Here is a 15179-nt window from a genome sequence, read left to right on the forward strand (position 1 = left end):
TTAGTGTCCGGTCTCTTCGCTGGTAAATTTCTCGTAGTCGGCGGCGCTCAAGAGTCCATCGACCTGCTTCGCGTCCGCAAGCTCAACCTTCAGCAGCCAGGTCGTATTCGCATCCGTGTTGATCTTCTCCGGCGCATCCTTCAACTCTTCGTTGATCGCCGTCACCTTGCCCGTCACCGGTGCAAACAGATCCGACACCGCCTTCACCGACTCCACCGAACCGAAGCTCTTCGAAGCCTCAACCGTATCGCCCACCTTCGGCAGATCGACAAACACAATGTCGCCCAGAGAGTTCTGCGCATAGTCCGTGATGCCGACGGTTCCAATATTGCCGTCGAGCTTGATCCACTCATGTTCCTTCGTGTAGCGGTAATCCGCAGGGTAAGCCATTCGTCGTTCTCCAGAGAAAGTGTGTGTAACTCAATTGTAGATGCTGGGGCTATGCGGATTTCTTCGCCCGTTTATAGAAAGGAAGCGGCACAAACTTCGCCTTCACCATCTGGCCGCGAATCTCCACGGCAACCTCGGTGTCAATCACGGCGTAGTCTACAGGCACATAAGCCATCGCAATATTCTTCTTCAAAAACGGCGATGGCGAACCGCTGGTAATCTCGCCGAGCCGCTTTCCTTCAACCGAAAACACCGTATATCCATCACGGCCGATACCGCGCTCCGTCATCTCCAGCCCCACCAGTTTGCGACCCGGCCCACCCTCAGCCTGAACCTTCAGCAAAGCCTCGCGCCCTACAAACTCCGGCTTGTCGAGCTTCGCATAACGCCCCAGCCCCGCCTCCAGCACGTTGATCGTGTCCGAGATCTCGTGTCCATACAGCGCCATCCCCGCCTCGAGTCGCAGCGTGTTTCGCGCGCCCAGCCCACACGCCAGAATCCCGAACTCAGCGCCTGCTGCCAGCACCTCGCCCCACACCCGTGCGCTCGTCGGCTCATCCGACGGAATGTAAATCTCAAACCCATCCTCGCCGGTATAACCCGTCCGCGCGATCATCACGTTATGCAGACCACACACCTGCCCCCACGTAAACCAGTAGTTCTTGATCGTGCTCAAATCCGTCGAGGTCAGCTTCTGCAGCGTCTCCGCGGCTCTCGGCCCCTGGATCGCAAGCTGCGTGTAGTAGTCGCTGAAGTCGTTCACATGCACGCCCGGCATATGCCCGATCGTCTTCCGCACCCACTCGACATCCTTCTCACGCGTGCCGGCATTGATCACGATCAGGTAGTCGTTGTCGGAAAGCTTATGCACAATGACGTCATCCACAAATGTGCCATTCGGATACAGCATCGCCGAATAGTGCGCCTGTCCCACCGCCAGCTTCGAAGCATCGTTCATGCAAAGCTGCTGCACCGCCGCCAGCGATCCCGGCCCGCGCAGCTGAATGTCTCCCATGTGCGACACGTCGAACACGCCCACCGCCGTCCGCACCGCCATATGTTCAGCAATCAAACCGCAGCAATCCACCGGCATATCCCATCCGCCGAAGTCGACCATCTTGGACTTAGCCGCCCGGTGCACCGCGTTCAATGCCGTCTTACGAAGTGGTATTTGCAGTTCTGACAAGATAATCGTCTCCAATCGTTATCGTAGAGTGCGGACACCTCAAGGTCAACGCGGGGGATTGTCAGGATAATAAGACTGTGCCATCCTTCATTGACTCGTCACCATTTGGAGGCTTCGTTGCAATCTCTTCGTGTCCTTGCCATATTTGCTTCTCTCCTGTCCGTAACACCGTTCGTGCATGCTCAAAGCTCACCTGAGCCTATTCCGGGCGTTCGGATACCTAATGGCAGCATCCCATGGGCCCTTGATCTTTACGAAGGCAGACAACAGATCGTGCCGATCCATCACACGAGCGTCGAGGTCAACAATCACAAAGGGGCAAACGTCGCCGGCTCGCTCGCTGGAAGCGTCTTCTATAAACCCAAGATGACGACAGAGGTAAACGGCGCACACGCCCGGGTCGCTCTTCATACCGATAAACCTGTCTTTTATGTCCACGTCATGGATGATTCCGGCGGCGACTCGTCCGCGTCTGCCGCCAACTGGGCCATCGTTCGCGCCATCATCGATAAAGATCGCCGCATCCTTTCCCAAGTCAACTTCACGCAACTTACGGGAAACGCTAAGAGAAATGCCTTCCAGGTAGATGCGAGTATCGAGAAGCTTGATGACGGTTGGTTCAAGATCGTTCCCAAAGAGCCATTAGCTCCCGGCGAATATGCGCTCCAGCCCGTGCCGAAGGCTGCAAACACCTTCTCCACTGTCGTCTTTGATTTCACCATCGACTCCAAAGCCCCAGACGCGTCGGACGCTCTCTCTGCACCCACGTCTTAACAAACGTAGGCAGACGTAATCGCAACTGCTGTTAATTCAGGGCATCATGCGCGTCTTCAAAGATTCAACCTGTTGCTTCAGAGCAGCATAGGCTGTATCGGTAGGCTGCCCCTGCGTCTGCCACATCACGTTCCCTTGATTATCAACGACCAAAAGATAAGCATCGTCCGGTTGACTGTAGTGCGTTATAGCCTTCCATCCGGCCTCATTGTTAGCAACCGGCACAACTCGAGGCTGCGCCCGCTCCGGCGTCGACGACTTGATCGACCGCAGCACAACCCCCCGGACAAATCCCGGCACTGCAGCCACCACCGGCAACTCGTAGTACGCCACGACAGGCGAGGTCCGATAGTCCGCCGCAATCCTTCGCGCCCAGCCCGTCACTTCCTCTCGGGAGCCGCGACTGAATCCGATGACCAGAATCCCAGCCGTCTTCCCCTGCAACGCCGCAGGTAGATTCACCGCCTGATTCGCAAACGAGGTGCCACGAACCTCCGGGATCCGTTCCGCCGAAGCACAAGGAACGATCATCAGTCCGGTTACCGCCAGCAGCGCCAACGACAGATTGCGGCTGTTAGGACGCTTCGCTCTCCAACCCATAGACTCAGTCTAGAGTCACCCGCCTCTCAACCTCTTTTTGGCCCTCAAATCGATACGATCCGATGAAACTTCATCCACCAGCTTTATCGTGCAGCTTCTCAGTGCATTCCGCTCGGCAGCGACTTCGTAAGTCTTCCCGCATCCAGCACAATCTCAGCCAGCGCCTCGTCGAAGTTGTGATCATGCGTCTTCTGCAGCGCCGCAGGAGCCACCGACTCGGTCAGCGCCCAAAGCACAAAGTGCGTCGCCCTGTCGTAGATCACCAGCCGGAACATTGGCAGCGGATCGGAGGCTCCATTCTGCTTGTTCGCGTTCTGTGGACCATTGGGTGCCGTCAATTGCAGCTCGAAGACCAGGTCTGCCTCACTCGGCGTGCTCACCAACTGATACCGGCCCCAGCTCGACATATCCGCATAAAACTGGTTATAAGCCCGATCCGGATCGCCACTGAACGGGTGAGGGAATAGCCCGCTATCGGCCCCCGCATTCGAGATAAACACCTTCTTCGCATTCACCAGCAAAGCCGGCACCGGAGCCGCATCCGGAGTCACAGGCTCCTGACCGGACGCAAAAACCCCAAACGAAAACAGAACAAAAGCAACACGAAAACCCACAACCAACCGAATCCGGATCATCGTAGTGTCCTCTCCCTGCGAACCGAGAGTGCCGCGTCGCGAAAGCACAGTCCGTCCACGCACTCCATCAGACGCACGACAAGTTACAAATGTTTCGCATAGCCAAGCAGCCTCGTCACGACCAACACGCCTTAGACCGTCACCGACTCGCGATACTCGCCAAACACCCTCCGCATCACATCCGCAATCTCGCCCACCGTCGCATAGCTCTCTACTGCGCTAAGTATCTGCGGCATCAGATTGCTTCCACCCCGCGCCGCATCCTCCACCCGCCGCAGCGCAGCAGCATGTCCCCCTGCATCTCTCCGCAGACGCATCGCCCGAACCCGTTCCACCTGCCGCCCCTCCAGCGCCTCATCGATCCTTTGAATCGGCACCGCAACCTCCTGCTCACTCGCGAACTCATTCACCCCAACGACAATCGCTTCCTTCGCATCCACCGCCTGCTGATACCCATAAGCCGCATTTTGTATCTCCCGCTGCACATACCCCTGATCGATAGCTCGCAGCATCCCATATCTCCCGCCCAGATCAAACCGCGCAATCGTAGCCAGATACTCCTCCGCCCGCCGCTCAATCTCATTCGTCAGCGACTCCACATAGAACGATCCCGCCAGCGGATCAACCGTCTGCGCCACACCGCTCTCATGCGCCAGAATCTGCTGTGTCCGCAAAGCAATCCTCGCCGCATTCTCCGTCGGCAGCGACAACGCCTCATCGAACCCATTCGTATGCAGACTCTGCGTCCCACCCAGCACCGCCGCCAGCGCCTGCAGCGTCGTGCGAGCGATATTATTCTCCGGCTGTTGCGCCGTCAGCGTCGACCCCGCCGTCTGCGTATGAAACCGCAGCATCCAGCTCCGCTCCTTCTTCGCGCCGAAGTGCTCCCGCATAATCTGCGCCCACATCCTGCGCGCCGCGCGAAACTTCGCCACCTCCTCCAACAGATTGTTATGCGAGTTGAAGAAAAAACTCAGCCGGGGCGCAAACGCATCCACATCCAGCCCCGCGTCAATCGCGGCTTGCACATAGGTCATCCCATCGGCCAGCGTAAACGCCACCTCCTGCACCGCCGTACATCCAGCCTCGCGCATGTGGTACCCCGAGATCGAGATCGTATTCCACTCCGGCACCTCGTCGGCCGCCCACGCAAAGATGTCCGTCACCAGCCGCATCGCATGCGTCACCGGATAGATATACGTCCCCCGCGCAATGTACTCCTTCAAAATATCGTTCTGAATCGTCCCGTTAAGCCCTTTGACCTTCGCCCCCGTCCGCTTCGCCACCGCAACATACAGCGCCAGCAGAATCGAGGCCGTCGCATTGATCGTCATCGACGTCGAGATCGTATCCAGCCGAATCCCATCGAACAACCGCTGCATATCCTCGATCGAATCGATCGCCACCCCAACCTTCCCCACCTCGCCCAGCGCCAGCGGCGAGTCCGAGTCGTACCCAATCTGCGTCGGCAGATCGAACGCCACACTCAACCCCTTCGTCCCATGCGCCAGCAAAAACTTGTACCGTTTGTTCGACTCCTCCGCATCCCCCATCCCCGCATACTGCCGCATCGTCCACAGCCGCCCGCGATACATCGTCGGCTGAATCCCCCGCGTAAACGGATACTCCCCCGGCTCCCCCACCGCATAAGCCGCGTCGACGCCCGCAAGATCCTCCGCCCGATACACCAGCTCCACCGGAATCCCGGAGCTCGTCTCCGGCTGCTTCGAGTCCGCTTGTTTCAAGTTGTTTTTCTTCTCGTCAGACATGCCGAACAAGTGTACCCGTCCGCACACTGCTGCTGCAGCCAGCGCAGTTTCAAAGAGACTGTGATGACCGGGTGCCCTATCCTTCGCGCTCTTTGCGAAGAGTGGGAAGCGACATTGTTCGCATCACATCAACACCGAAGAAGCGTTAGCTCCGCTTACCCCTGCGGTTCGCCTTCACAAAGCTGCTCACGCAAAAGTATCCAAACACCACCGCCATCGCCACCGCCAGCAGCAGATGTCCATGCGCCTCATGGTTCCCCGCCGTCTCATGCAGCTCCCCGCGCATCTTCCACGCATTGCTTAGCGCAAACGCCGCAAAGATCCCAAAGAAGACCCCGGTAAACTCCAGCCAGAGCTGACTCGAAGCCTTCACAAACGGCCCCCACACCGCCTCGCCAAACCGCTTCCCGCCGCGCTTTAGCCCCTTGCCCGTCTCGACCACCTGAGCCGTCGTTCGCGCTGTCTTTCCCCCCAGCCGAGCGCCCGACACTTCCGCCTTACTCCGGGCAGCGTTCGCCGCAGAAGTCTCAGCCCCCGCAGCCGAAGCACTCGGAGCCTTCCCCGCGACAGAAGGATTCGGCGCCGTAGCCGCATCCACCGCCGTCACCAGCGTCTTAGCCGCCAGCCGAGCCCCAATCCCAAGCGTGCGACCGAACCGAACCGAATCCATACCCAAGAGTGTAGCCGTTCCTCATCACTCGGCGAAATCATTCCCACGATCACCGCATCCGCCACTTTCCCTAGAATTTCGACTCCCACAACGCATCGTTTTTCCCGGCATTGGAATCAGAGCAAACAGAGGAGCCCCATAATGAAGAGCACGCTCTGGATGATCGGCGGGTTCTGTGCCGCCGCCGCTGGCTTTCTGGTCCTGGGATGCCGCCGCACCCCAGCCGTAGAGCTTCTCGCTCACCGCTTAGAAGACGCCTGGGCCGACCATCACACTGTTGTTGAAACCACTTAGAGTCATCACCCGGTCCCTGAAGAAATGCCGTTGCGGCGGCCACCGCCATGGGCGTATTCTTTAACCAGAAGCCAGTGACGCCGACATACCCGCAATGCCGTTCCCGCCGGTCACCTTCGCTGGGAATACCCGATGCGTGGAGTAGTTCGAACGATAGGGCAGCCCGGAGGTGGCATTGAATCAGAAGGTCAAAAACCTGATACAGAAACTTGGCGAAGCGATCCACGAGTCCGTCTCGGAGTCGGAGGATATAGCAGGCGTCGTCAAAAACATCCGCGAACAGGGTTTTGATGTCCTCCTCATGCTTGAGGCCACCATCGGTCTCAACGAGGTTGAGGCAGAAGCCGACGAGGCCACTGAAGGCGCCGAAGAAGGCACCACGGGCCCATTCACCTCAAACGACGTATCCTTTCTGAAGTCCTTGCGCATCAGCCTCACTGAAGACGAGTCGACAGACGATACCGATTCCACCGACACCACCGAAGCCTAAGCACCGCAGTTGTACCGAAGGCTGACACACAGAAGACTTGACCACGAACGGCTGATCACAGAAGTCCAGGTAGCCCTCTCATGCGACCGTGGTCCACGGCTTCTGTCGTGTCTTGGCTTGGTCGGTCCAGCCGAAGTCATGCGACGTTAGTCATGGTGGAAGTAGAAGAGGTTCCCGTCCAGATCCATGACAGTGAACTGTCGCAATCCCCACGGCTTTTTTTCCAGAGGATCGACGATCTTCGCACCTGACGACTTCAACTCCTGGTATGTCGCATCGATATCGTTAGCGAACATCCAGTGCACCGCAGGGTCGAACGGCAGCTTCCTCTTCCGAAAGAAGATTGCCGCCTTACCGCGGGACACGGCTCCAATCCCTTTATCCGGTTCAAGCCATCCAATCTCAAAGCCCAGTACATCTCTGTAATGCTGTTGTGCGCGTTCAACATCAGCGACCGGCAACTCCGGCACTGGTGGGCCAATCGAGGTCATCTTCTCTTTGACGTCCATGGACTCCTCCTTTTGCTCTCCTTTATGCAACAAGACCGCCAACGCGTCAAATTTCAGACTCGCACAAAGTAGTCATGGGATCTGTAGATCTTTATGGCCAGAGGGGTAAGGATAAACTTGACCGCTATCTCTTCCTCATCCGCAACTCTGCCAGCTTCCATCCACGGTCCATAAGTCTGGCCATTCAAGCTTGAAGCTTGATCCCAAGGAATCTCCTCGTGCCGAACCAATCGTCACACCGAACAGAGAAGCCGCCTGAAGACAGATAGCAGGAGTTCGACCTGCTATCTGCCCCATTCTTTAGTGAAACTCATCCGCGCTCGGCCCATAGATCGCCGGCACCTTCGCATCATTCAGCCGCAGATAAACTGTAAGCTGTCCGCGATGATGTGCCAGGTGGCTCAGCGCGCCATTCGAAATCGTGACATACCTCGGCCCCTCAGAAAGCACCTGATCCCCCATCTTCAGCTTCCAGGTCTTCATCAGATGCTCTTCGGTCGTATTCTCCAGCGCCCTTCGCGAAGTTTTGAGTCCCTCCTCAAGCAGCGAAGCCAACTCCGTCCGCGTCTCCACCGCCTTTGTCTGAAAATTCCTTCCATTCCCATTCAAATCCAGCTCATCGTGATCGATCATCAGCGCCACCCAGCCAGGCATCGTCGCCACCAGCGCCGCCAGCTTTCCCAACTCCATCGACTTCTCATGCGGCTTCCACGAGTTCTGCCCCTCAGGCACCCGCTCAATCGCCTTTCTTGACGCCTCAGCTTCGCTCTCCAACTGCTCCAGAAAATATCTCCTGAACTCCATCGCACTTCCTCCTTGGAAAGCCTCGGGCTTTCACTTCGAAAGTTAGTCTCCTATATATGACATCTAGTGTCATATTAAAGAAATAACTTTATTTGAAAGGAAAGGAGGGCAGACAAATCCATGAAGTCCGATCGCCTCCTCTCCACCCTCATGCTCCTTCAGGCCCACGGCCGTCTCTCCACCCGCGAGGTAGCCGAGCGGCTCGAGATCTCCCAGCGCACCGCCCATCGCGATATGGAAGCCTTATGTACAGCGGGCATTCCCCTCATCGCCCATCGCGGCGCAACCGGCGGCTGGGAGCTGCAAAGAGGCTGGCGCACCAAGGTCCCCGGCCTCGACGACGCCGAACTCCAGGCCCTCCTCATGGCCCAGCCCAGCGCTCTCGGCGACCGCAAACTCACCGCCGCCGCCCAGCGCGCCTTCGACAAACTCATGGCCTCCATGCCCACCGCCATGCGCCTTCAGGCCCACTCCATTCAGGCTCGCCTGCACATCGACCCTACCGGCTGGAGACCCACCCCCGAAGACCTCTCCATGCTCCCCCTTGTGCAGGATGCCCTCGCCCGCGACTGCAAGCTCACCTTCCTCTACACCCGCGCCGACGGCGAATCCAGCTCCCGCACCGTCGATCCACTCGGCATCGTCTGCAAACAAACCGTCTGGTATCTCATCGCGCAATCCTCGGCGGGCACTCGCACCTACCGCATCTCTCGTATGCGCGAGGTCGTAGTCCTCGCACTCCCATTCCTCAGACCGTCCGGCTTCGATCTCGCCGCCTACTGGAAACAAAGCACCGCAGCACTCAAAGACCGCCAACAGACCGTCGCCACGATCCTCGCACTCTCAGACGAAGGCGTCGCCTCCATCGAGCGTTGGTGTCCTATGGTTCCCGCACTCAACCATCGCGCATCACGCACCCTGCCTAAGGGCTGGCATCTCTTTCACGTCGAGTTTGAAAGCTACCAGCAAGCCCGCTTCGTCATTCTGGGCCTCGGCTCTCGCGCTGCAGCTATTGCACCGCCCAATCTCCGCAAAGAGATCAAAGCAGAACTCCGCCGCATGATTCACTTCACATAGCAAAGCCGCAAACCGCGCTTACCCCTTCGCATCCTTGAACTCTGCCAGATGCAGTCGGACCGCCATCGTTGCTGCCTATATTGTTGTTGCCGTCGCCGGTGTCTGTGCCATCGCTGTCGCTGTTGCCGTCGCCGTTGCCGTCACCTTTCCTATCAGCCCCATGAAAAGCCACGTCATCCTGAGCGAAGTTGCTCACGGCACTTTGTGAGCAACGCAGTCGAAGGATCCCCGTATTTGTCTTTGCTGTTGCTGTTGCTGTTGCATTTGCCTTTTTGCCCGTGAAAACCCATGTCAACCCCCAACCACTACAAAACCCGCTCCAGCCGCGGCTTTTCGCGTGGCGTATTCCCCAGCTCAAACCAGTACAATTAAAGAAGAGGCAAAACCCAATCAGGCAGGAGGCAAAGGCAACTGCAACAAAATAAATATTTTGCGCACAAGCCTCCTACAATCAACAGCTTGCAGCCATACCCTCACCGTAAACCTATGCAAGCATTAGACTTACTCCCAAAATACCCAACTACCAGGGGGGAGGGGGTCATACACGGCAAGCAAGGAGCCAGGAGTCAGAAGGGAACATCGTTGACCCCCATCTAGGAACGCGATACACTCATTAAGTTTGGCGCTGCAGCCCGTCTGTCTTCATCTCAAGATGATCTCGAGGGTTGCAGGGACGACAGGCTTAGGCCCGGCGGTCACTGGAAACCCGAGACTGCGATGGCTTGACCGGTTGGCTTACTGTAGTGCTCCTGTATGCGCCCATGCAGCACAATCTATTTTCTGAAGAAAGCGGTCAGCATCACGCGACTCGCTTGAGGTTCTAGTCATGTACGCAGTCATCCGCACCGGCGGCAAACAGTATCTGGTCTCCCCTGGCGAGAAGTTGAAGATTGAAACCACCGCCCACGAGAACGGCAACATCGAGTTCTCCGACATCCTTGCCGTCAGTGGCGAAGCTGGCAAGTTCGAGTCCGACCTCACCGGCGCCAAGGTGCTTGCCTCCGTCGTCGGCGAAGGCCGCGGCGAAAAGATCCTCGTCTTCAAGCTCAAGCGCAAGAAGCAGTACAAGAAGATGCAGGGCCACCGCCAGAACTTCGTCGAGGTCAAGATCAATGAGATCCTCGTCAACGGCAAGAGCTTCAAGGAAGAAGCAGCAAAGTAAAGCTTCCCGGCAAATTTTAATAAGCGCCAGAGCCCAGAGGGCAGCGCGAAAGAGGCAATCGAATGGCACATAAAAAAGGATTAGGTTCTTCCAAAAACGGCCGCGACTCAAACGCCCAGCGGCTCGGAGTCAAAGTATTCGGCGGCCAGACCATCCTCGGCGGCGGCATCATTGTCCGTCAGCGTGGCACCCCGCTCAAGCCCGGCGCCAACGTCGGTCGCGGCAAAGACGACACCCTCTTCGCCAAGGTCAACGGCATAGTCCGCTTCCAGGACAAGGGACAGCAGGGTCGCTTCGTCAACGTCGACCCAGCCGAGCTTACCTCCGTTCCTGTCTAGTCGCCACAAGTCACCAGCTACTGGCCACAAGTCACCAGCAAGTCACCACAATCTGCACCTGAGAACCCTGCCCAAGTGCAGGGTTTTCTATTTCAGAAACTGTCCTGCCGGACGGGCTCCCTGCGCGGGCGGCGGTCACTTCGTGACGTGTATACCCCTTTGGTTGGCGCTCCCGATGGTCGCAAACGAAGTTGATTCCGACCAACGGGAGGATCACGCGAAGCTTCAAAAAGGCGTGTGAACGCCCGCCACCAGAACAGGCTTGCCCTTCTCATTAAACCCGATCCGCCCCATCGGCGTCTCATGGTCATGCGTAAACAGCACCAGCCACTTCTCCGGAATCGCCCGCGAGTAGAACCGCTTCCGCTGCGCAATTGTCTCCACCGGGTCCAGGTCATACCCCATCACCCACGTCGGATCCAGGTGCGCGCTGGTCGGAATTAAATCCGAGATATAGCAGGCTTGTTGTCCCTTCGACTCCACGTGAACCGCCATCAACTGCGCCGTATGACCGGGAAAAACCTCCACGCTCACGCCCGGACAGATCTCCGGATTCACCCTGATTCCAGCCTCGTCCAGCAGCGTCATCTGTCCCGACTCCACCAGCGGATCATAGTTCGGTGAGAGATAACTGACCCGATCCCGATCCAGCTGCAGATGTCCATGTTCCACCTCGCCACGATGCGCAAAGTACCGCGCATTCGGGAACGTCGGAGTCACCGAGCCATCCGGATGCAGCGTAGTATTCCACCCGCAGTGGTCGAAGTGGAGGTGAGTGTTCACCACCACATCCACCTCCTCAACCCTCACCCCAGCCGCGGCAAGAGACTGCGGCAGAAGCTCCTGGTTGCACTGGATCTCCCGCATCTTCGCCGGCTGCTTATTGCCGACTCCGGTCTCAATCACCACCGTATGCTTACCAGTCCGCACCACCACTGTATTCAGCCCCAGCAGAATACGGTTCTGCTCATCCGCCGGGGCCCGCTTCTCCCACAACGGCTTCGGCACCACACCGAACATGGCGCCGCCATCGAGCTTATAGGTCCCATCCGTGCATACGATGAGCTCGAACTCCCCAACCTCAGTCCGCGCCCGAACCAGCTCCTCAGCCGCATCGCGCAGCCCAATCCCGTCACCAACGCCCATAGATCCCTCACCCACATCCTACTGTGAGGGAGACAGGCAAAGGGTAAGAGTTAGACCCGCGAAGCCGCCAGCAGCTCGACGCTGGCCGCAACGTGCTCCCCAGGAGCACCCGCAACCATCCCCGCTGTCTCGGCCGCAGTCACCAGCGCCCCCGTCGTAGGAGCACGCTTGCTCTGGAAGCACTGCCGGCAGAGCACCGGTCGCCCCTGTGTCGGCTTGAACGGCACCGTGGTCTCCACCCCGCACTCCGAGCATTCCGTACGCGTCTCCGTGCGCGACAGACCCGCCGCCGCCGGCCCCGCCCCTGCCTTCAGTCCCACCCCGGACCGTTTGGACTTGCAAGGCTTACACCGCTTCGGGTCATTCTTGAATTGTTTGTCGAAGAAAAAGAGTTGTTCCCCGGCGGTGAAGATGAACTCGCCACCGCAATCTGCGCAGGTTAATAGCCGATCCAGAAATTCCATGCCGCTTCTCCCGTCCTACGGAAAGGAAGAACACCCGAGGGGCCTGATCGTGGCAACACCGCAAGGGGTTTACCTTTACTGATGACCATTACGCTTTGGATTTTGAAGGGGGCCCGAAACTGCGAGTTCGTGGAATTTGCTACGATTTGCCGGTCAATGCGAACCCAGGAAACAGGTTCTATCTGCCGGGGCTAGTCGATGGCGGGAGTCCACCTCTAGCGGTTCAAATGGCCGCCTCTTCAAACTCTCTGATCGAGGAAGAGGCGGCACATCCTGGTTGTGGAGCTGACTAATCCTGCTCCTTACGGACCTTCTTGCGATTGCGCTTACGTGCAAGCGCTTCTTTCACACGCTTCTTCTCACCTGGTTTCAGATAAAAAGAGTGACGCTTGACTTCCTTGATAATGTCTTCTGTCTGCACCTTGCGCTTAAAGCGCCGCAGGGCATTCTCAAGGGGTTCGCCTTCTTGTACTCGAACCTCTGCCAAGAAAAATACACCTCCAACCACTCCCAATGGGGATACATTAAGAATACGCCGTTTCGTCAAGAAAATCACATAAATCGTTGGTAATTCGAGGCCGGATACCACTCTGAAATCTTTTGCATTCCAAAGGTAGAATTTGTTACATGATTCGCACTTATCAGGCACACACACCGGAAATTCCTGCCAGCTGCTATGTCGACCAGTCGGCTCAAGTCATCGGTGACGTTACCCTCGGCGAACAAGCCAGTATCTGGATGAACGCAGTCGTCCGTGGCGACGTAAATTCGATCCGCATCGGCGCGAAAAGCAACGTGCAGGACTGCGCCGTCCTTCACGGCATGCGCTATCTCTATCCGGTAATCGTAGGCGAACTGGTGACCATCGGACACAATGCCACCGTGCACGGATGCGTCTTGGAAGACATGGTTCTAGTTGGCATCGGCGCGACCATCCTCAACAACGCAAAGATCGGCGAGGGATCGATCATCGCCGCAGGTGCCGTGATCCCAGAGCAAACAGTGGTTCCACCCAACTCACTCGTTGCAGGTGTTCCCGGCAAGGTGCGGCGAACACTCGGCGATATGGACCGCGAGCTAATCCTCAAGTACGCGCAGAACTACCTCGACTACACCGCGATCTACCTGGCAGAAGCCTCCGGAACGTAACTAGCGGCTCCATCTTCGCTACACTGAGAGAGATGGCTACTTTGAAGGCAGTACGCGGGACTCGGGACTTGTTGCCTCCCGAGACGGCGCTTTGGAACTATGTGGAGGCTACGGCGAGAGCCGTCTTTGCACGCTACGGATTTGGGGAGATTCGCACCCCGATCTTCGAGGATACTGCGCTGTTCGCGCGCGGGGTAGGCGAGGAGACCGACATCGTCTCCAAAGAGATGTACACCTGGGAGGATCGCACGCGAGCCGACAGCGACAGCGCGCAGAGCCTGACGCTCCGACCCGAAAACACCGCCGGCGTAGTACGTGCCTACATCGAGCACAAGCTCGCAGACACAGGCATGCTGCAGAAGCTCTTCTACATTGGCCCCCAGTTCCGGCGCGAGCGCCCACAGCGCGGACGCTATCGGCAGTTCTGGCAGATCGGCGCAGAGGTCCTCGGACCAGCATGGTCAGGCGCTGACAGCGCACTGCGCGACGCAGAAGTTCTCGAGATGCTCTCGACCTTCCTGAACGAGCTCGGCGTAAAGGGCTGGAAGCTCGAAGTCAACTCGGTGGGTTCCTCGACCGACCGGCCCAGGTACATCGCGGCTCTGCGAAAGGCGTTGGCTCCCGTGAAGGATCGAATGAGCGCGGACAATCAGCGCAGAGCCGAGACCAATCCGCTGCGCGTGCTCGACTCGAAGGATGCTGGCGATCAGGAGATCATCAACAGCCTCCCGAAGATCGCGGACTTCCTCGATGACGCCAGCAAGGAGCACTTCGCCCAGGTGCTTGCCGCACTCGATGCCTGCGGCGTTGCCTATACCATCAACCCGCGCCTGGTTCGCGGCCTGGACTACTACACCCGAACCACCTTCGAGTTCACCGTCCCTGATGGAAGTGGACTCGGGACACAGAACGCTCTGTTAGGAGGCGGTCGCTACGATGGACTCTCCGAGATGCTCGGCGGACCAAAGGCCCCTGGAATAGGCTTCGCCATCGGAGAAGACCGGCTGATCCTAACGTTGCAGGCCCAGGAATCGGCTGCTGTTGCGCAGAAGCTCGATGCGTTTCTCGCTCCAATGGGAGTCGCGCAGAACGCCGCCGCACTCGCGCTGGCGCAGGAGCTTCGTCGATCTGGACTCGCCGTTGAGGTGGGAGACGGAACCTTTCGATTGAAGAAGTCCTTCGAAGCCGCCGACAAGCTCGCACGGCGGATGGTGATTGTCGGCGAAGACGAGGTTTCCTCGGGTATCCTGACGGTCAAAGACTTCAGCGCCGGCGAACAGACAAAGGTTCCTAGAGCAGATTTGGCCGAAGTGTTGCGAGGATAGGTCATGCACGGATTGGCAGCAGATGCAGATCTCAGCTTTCTAAAGGGAAAGTTGCTGACCCAGATCTGTTTCGGAGAATTTCAGGTTCAACTTCATTTTCATGAAGAGAGTACTTATATCTCCGTCGAGTCGTCCTTCGAGTTCGAGCAGGCTGACGGAGTCTTTGAAAAATATGTCGTTGGTCCTGAGTCCGGTGAACGGAACATTCATCAATTCGCCAATCAGTTGACTAAATTTATTGGTGGCACTGTAGAGCATGTCGAATGGGTTGTAGATGGAACCCTGACACTCACTTTCCCGACGCACGGAAAGTTGAGGGTCCTGGACGACAACCCGCGATTTGAGGCTTATCAGATCGGCCATGGCAAAGACTTCTTCGTTATTTAGATCGCAAGAA

At 57.7% G+C, this 15179-nt stretch carries 20 protein-coding genes; 9 read left to right on the forward strand and 11 right to left on the reverse strand.

Annotated features, from left to right (window positions below; translation table 11 throughout):
* Both gcvH and gcvT read right to left on the reverse strand, forming a co-directional pair.
* Nucleotides 1-390, reverse strand: a complete 390-nt coding sequence (gene gcvH, locus RBB75_RS10940; protein WP_353068109.1) for a glycine cleavage system protein GcvH — start codon at nt 388-390, stop codon at nt 1-3.
* A 49-nt stretch (nt 391-439) separates the two neighbouring features.
* Nucleotides 440-1576: a glycine cleavage system aminomethyltransferase GcvT gene (gcvT, locus tag RBB75_RS10945; RefSeq protein WP_353068110.1), complete on the reverse strand. Its 1137-nt coding sequence runs from the start codon at nt 1574-1576 to the stop codon at nt 440-442.
* Between the two features lie 273 nt (nt 1577-1849).
* Here gcvT and RBB75_RS10950 point away from each other — a divergent pair, with 273 nt between their 5' ends.
* On the forward strand, nt 1850-2350 hold the full coding sequence (locus RBB75_RS10950) for a hypothetical protein (RefSeq protein ID WP_353068111.1): 501 nt from the start codon (nt 1850-1852) through the stop codon (nt 2348-2350).
* Nucleotides 2351-2386: 36 nt separating this feature from the next.
* Here the strand turns inward: RBB75_RS10950 and RBB75_RS10955 are convergent, their stop codons facing one another.
* The 4 genes from RBB75_RS10955 to RBB75_RS10970 all read right to left on the reverse strand — a co-directional run bounded on the left by RBB75_RS10955 (nt 2387) and on the right by RBB75_RS10970 (nt 6030).
* Entirely contained in the window at nt 2387-2950 is a 564-nt protein-coding gene (locus RBB75_RS10955; protein ID WP_353068112.1) for a hypothetical protein, read from the reverse strand.
* 98 nt (nt 2951-3048) lie between these two features.
* Nucleotides 3049-3585 (reverse strand): hypothetical protein, encoded by a 537-nt coding sequence (locus RBB75_RS10960; RefSeq protein WP_353068113.1) that lies wholly within the window; start codon nt 3583-3585, stop codon nt 3049-3051.
* 131 nt (nt 3586-3716) lie between these two features.
* A complete protein-coding gene (locus tag RBB75_RS10965) occupies nt 3717-5330 on the reverse strand; it encodes an acyl-CoA mutase large subunit family protein (protein WP_353068114.1) in 1614 nt (537 codons plus the stop codon).
* A gap of 169 nt (nt 5331-5499) precedes the next feature.
* Entirely contained in the window at nt 5500-6030 is a 531-nt protein-coding gene (locus RBB75_RS10970; RefSeq protein WP_353068115.1) for a hypothetical protein, read from the reverse strand.
* A 135-nt stretch (nt 6031-6165) separates the two neighbouring features.
* On the opposite strand from RBB75_RS10970, the gene RBB75_RS10975 reads away from it, so the two are divergent.
* The gene (locus RBB75_RS10975; protein ID WP_179636415.1) at nt 6166-6318 is read left to right on the forward strand and encodes a hypothetical protein; all 153 of its coding nucleotides are present in this window, start codon (nt 6166-6168) and stop codon (nt 6316-6318) included.
* Nucleotides 6319-6487: 169 nt separating this feature from the next.
* Nucleotides 6488-6808 (forward strand): hypothetical protein, encoded by a 321-nt coding sequence (locus RBB75_RS10980; protein WP_373563096.1) that lies wholly within the window; start codon nt 6488-6490, stop codon nt 6806-6808.
* Nucleotides 6809-6954: 146 nt separating this feature from the next.
* On the opposite strand, the gene RBB75_RS10985 is transcribed toward RBB75_RS10980, so the two are convergent.
* Nucleotides 6955-7317: a VOC family protein gene (locus RBB75_RS10985; protein ID WP_353068116.1), complete on the reverse strand. Its 363-nt coding sequence runs from the start codon at nt 7315-7317 to the stop codon at nt 6955-6957.
* A gap of 300 nt (nt 7318-7617) precedes the next feature.
* The gene (locus RBB75_RS10990; protein WP_179636628.1) at nt 7618-8121 is read right to left on the reverse strand and encodes a DinB family protein; all 504 of its coding nucleotides are present in this window, start codon (nt 8119-8121) and stop codon (nt 7618-7620) included.
* A gap of 120 nt (nt 8122-8241) precedes the next feature.
* Here RBB75_RS10990 and RBB75_RS10995 point away from each other — a divergent pair, with 120 nt between their 5' ends.
* From RBB75_RS10995 to rpmA, 3 genes are all read left to right on the forward strand, one after another.
* Complete coding sequence (locus RBB75_RS10995) at nt 8242-9198, forward strand: helix-turn-helix transcriptional regulator (protein WP_179636629.1); 957 nt, start codon at nt 8242-8244, stop codon at nt 9196-9198.
* An 826-nt stretch (nt 9199-10024) separates the two neighbouring features.
* Nucleotides 10025-10360 carry a 50S ribosomal protein L21 gene (gene rplU / locus RBB75_RS11000; protein ID WP_179636630.1) on the forward strand — a complete coding sequence of 112 codons (336 nt, stop codon included), beginning with the start codon at nt 10025-10027 and terminating at the stop codon, nt 10358-10360.
* Between the two features lie 62 nt (nt 10361-10422).
* On the forward strand, nt 10423-10698 hold the full coding sequence (gene rpmA, locus RBB75_RS11005; protein WP_158942398.1) for a 50S ribosomal protein L27: 276 nt from the start codon (nt 10423-10425) through the stop codon (nt 10696-10698).
* A 225-nt stretch (nt 10699-10923) separates the two neighbouring features.
* Here the strand turns inward: rpmA and RBB75_RS11010 are convergent, their stop codons facing one another.
* The 3 genes from RBB75_RS11010 to rpsU form a co-directional block, all read right to left on the reverse strand.
* Nucleotides 10924-11844: an MBL fold metallo-hydrolase gene (locus RBB75_RS11010; protein ID WP_179636631.1), complete on the reverse strand. Its 921-nt coding sequence runs from the start codon at nt 11842-11844 to the stop codon at nt 10924-10926.
* 50 nt (nt 11845-11894) lie between these two features.
* Nucleotides 11895-12308, reverse strand: a complete 414-nt coding sequence (locus tag RBB75_RS11015; RefSeq protein ID WP_179636632.1) for a zinc-ribbon domain containing protein — start codon at nt 12306-12308, stop codon at nt 11895-11897.
* A 289-nt stretch (nt 12309-12597) separates the two neighbouring features.
* The gene (rpsU, locus tag RBB75_RS11020) at nt 12598-12795 is read right to left on the reverse strand and encodes a 30S ribosomal protein S21 (RefSeq protein WP_014267628.1); all 198 of its coding nucleotides are present in this window, start codon (nt 12793-12795) and stop codon (nt 12598-12600) included.
* Nucleotides 12796-12935: 140 nt separating this feature from the next.
* Between rpsU and RBB75_RS11025 the strand changes: the two genes are divergently transcribed.
* The 3 genes from RBB75_RS11025 to RBB75_RS11035 are packed head-to-tail and all read left to right on the forward strand — an operon-like array spanning nt 12936 to nt 15169.
* Nucleotides 12936-13457 carry a gamma carbonic anhydrase family protein gene (locus RBB75_RS11025; protein WP_179636633.1) on the forward strand — a complete coding sequence of 174 codons (522 nt, stop codon included), beginning with the start codon at nt 12936-12938 and terminating at the stop codon, nt 13455-13457.
* Nucleotides 13458-13489: 32 nt separating this feature from the next.
* Nucleotides 13490-14782 carry a histidine--tRNA ligase gene (hisS, locus tag RBB75_RS11030; RefSeq protein ID WP_179636634.1) on the forward strand — a complete coding sequence of 431 codons (1293 nt, stop codon included), beginning with the start codon at nt 13490-13492 and terminating at the stop codon, nt 14780-14782.
* A 12-nt stretch (nt 14783-14794) separates the two neighbouring features.
* Nucleotides 14795-15169 carry a DUF6188 family protein gene (locus tag RBB75_RS11035; RefSeq protein WP_353068117.1) on the forward strand — a complete coding sequence of 125 codons (375 nt, stop codon included), beginning with the start codon at nt 14795-14797 and terminating at the stop codon, nt 15167-15169.
* Nucleotides 15170-15179: the final 10 nt, after the last annotated feature.

It is taken from the genome of Tunturibacter empetritectus (assembly GCF_040358985.1).
Lineage (GTDB): Bacteria > Acidobacteriota > Terriglobia > Terriglobales > Acidobacteriaceae > Edaphobacter > Edaphobacter empetritectus.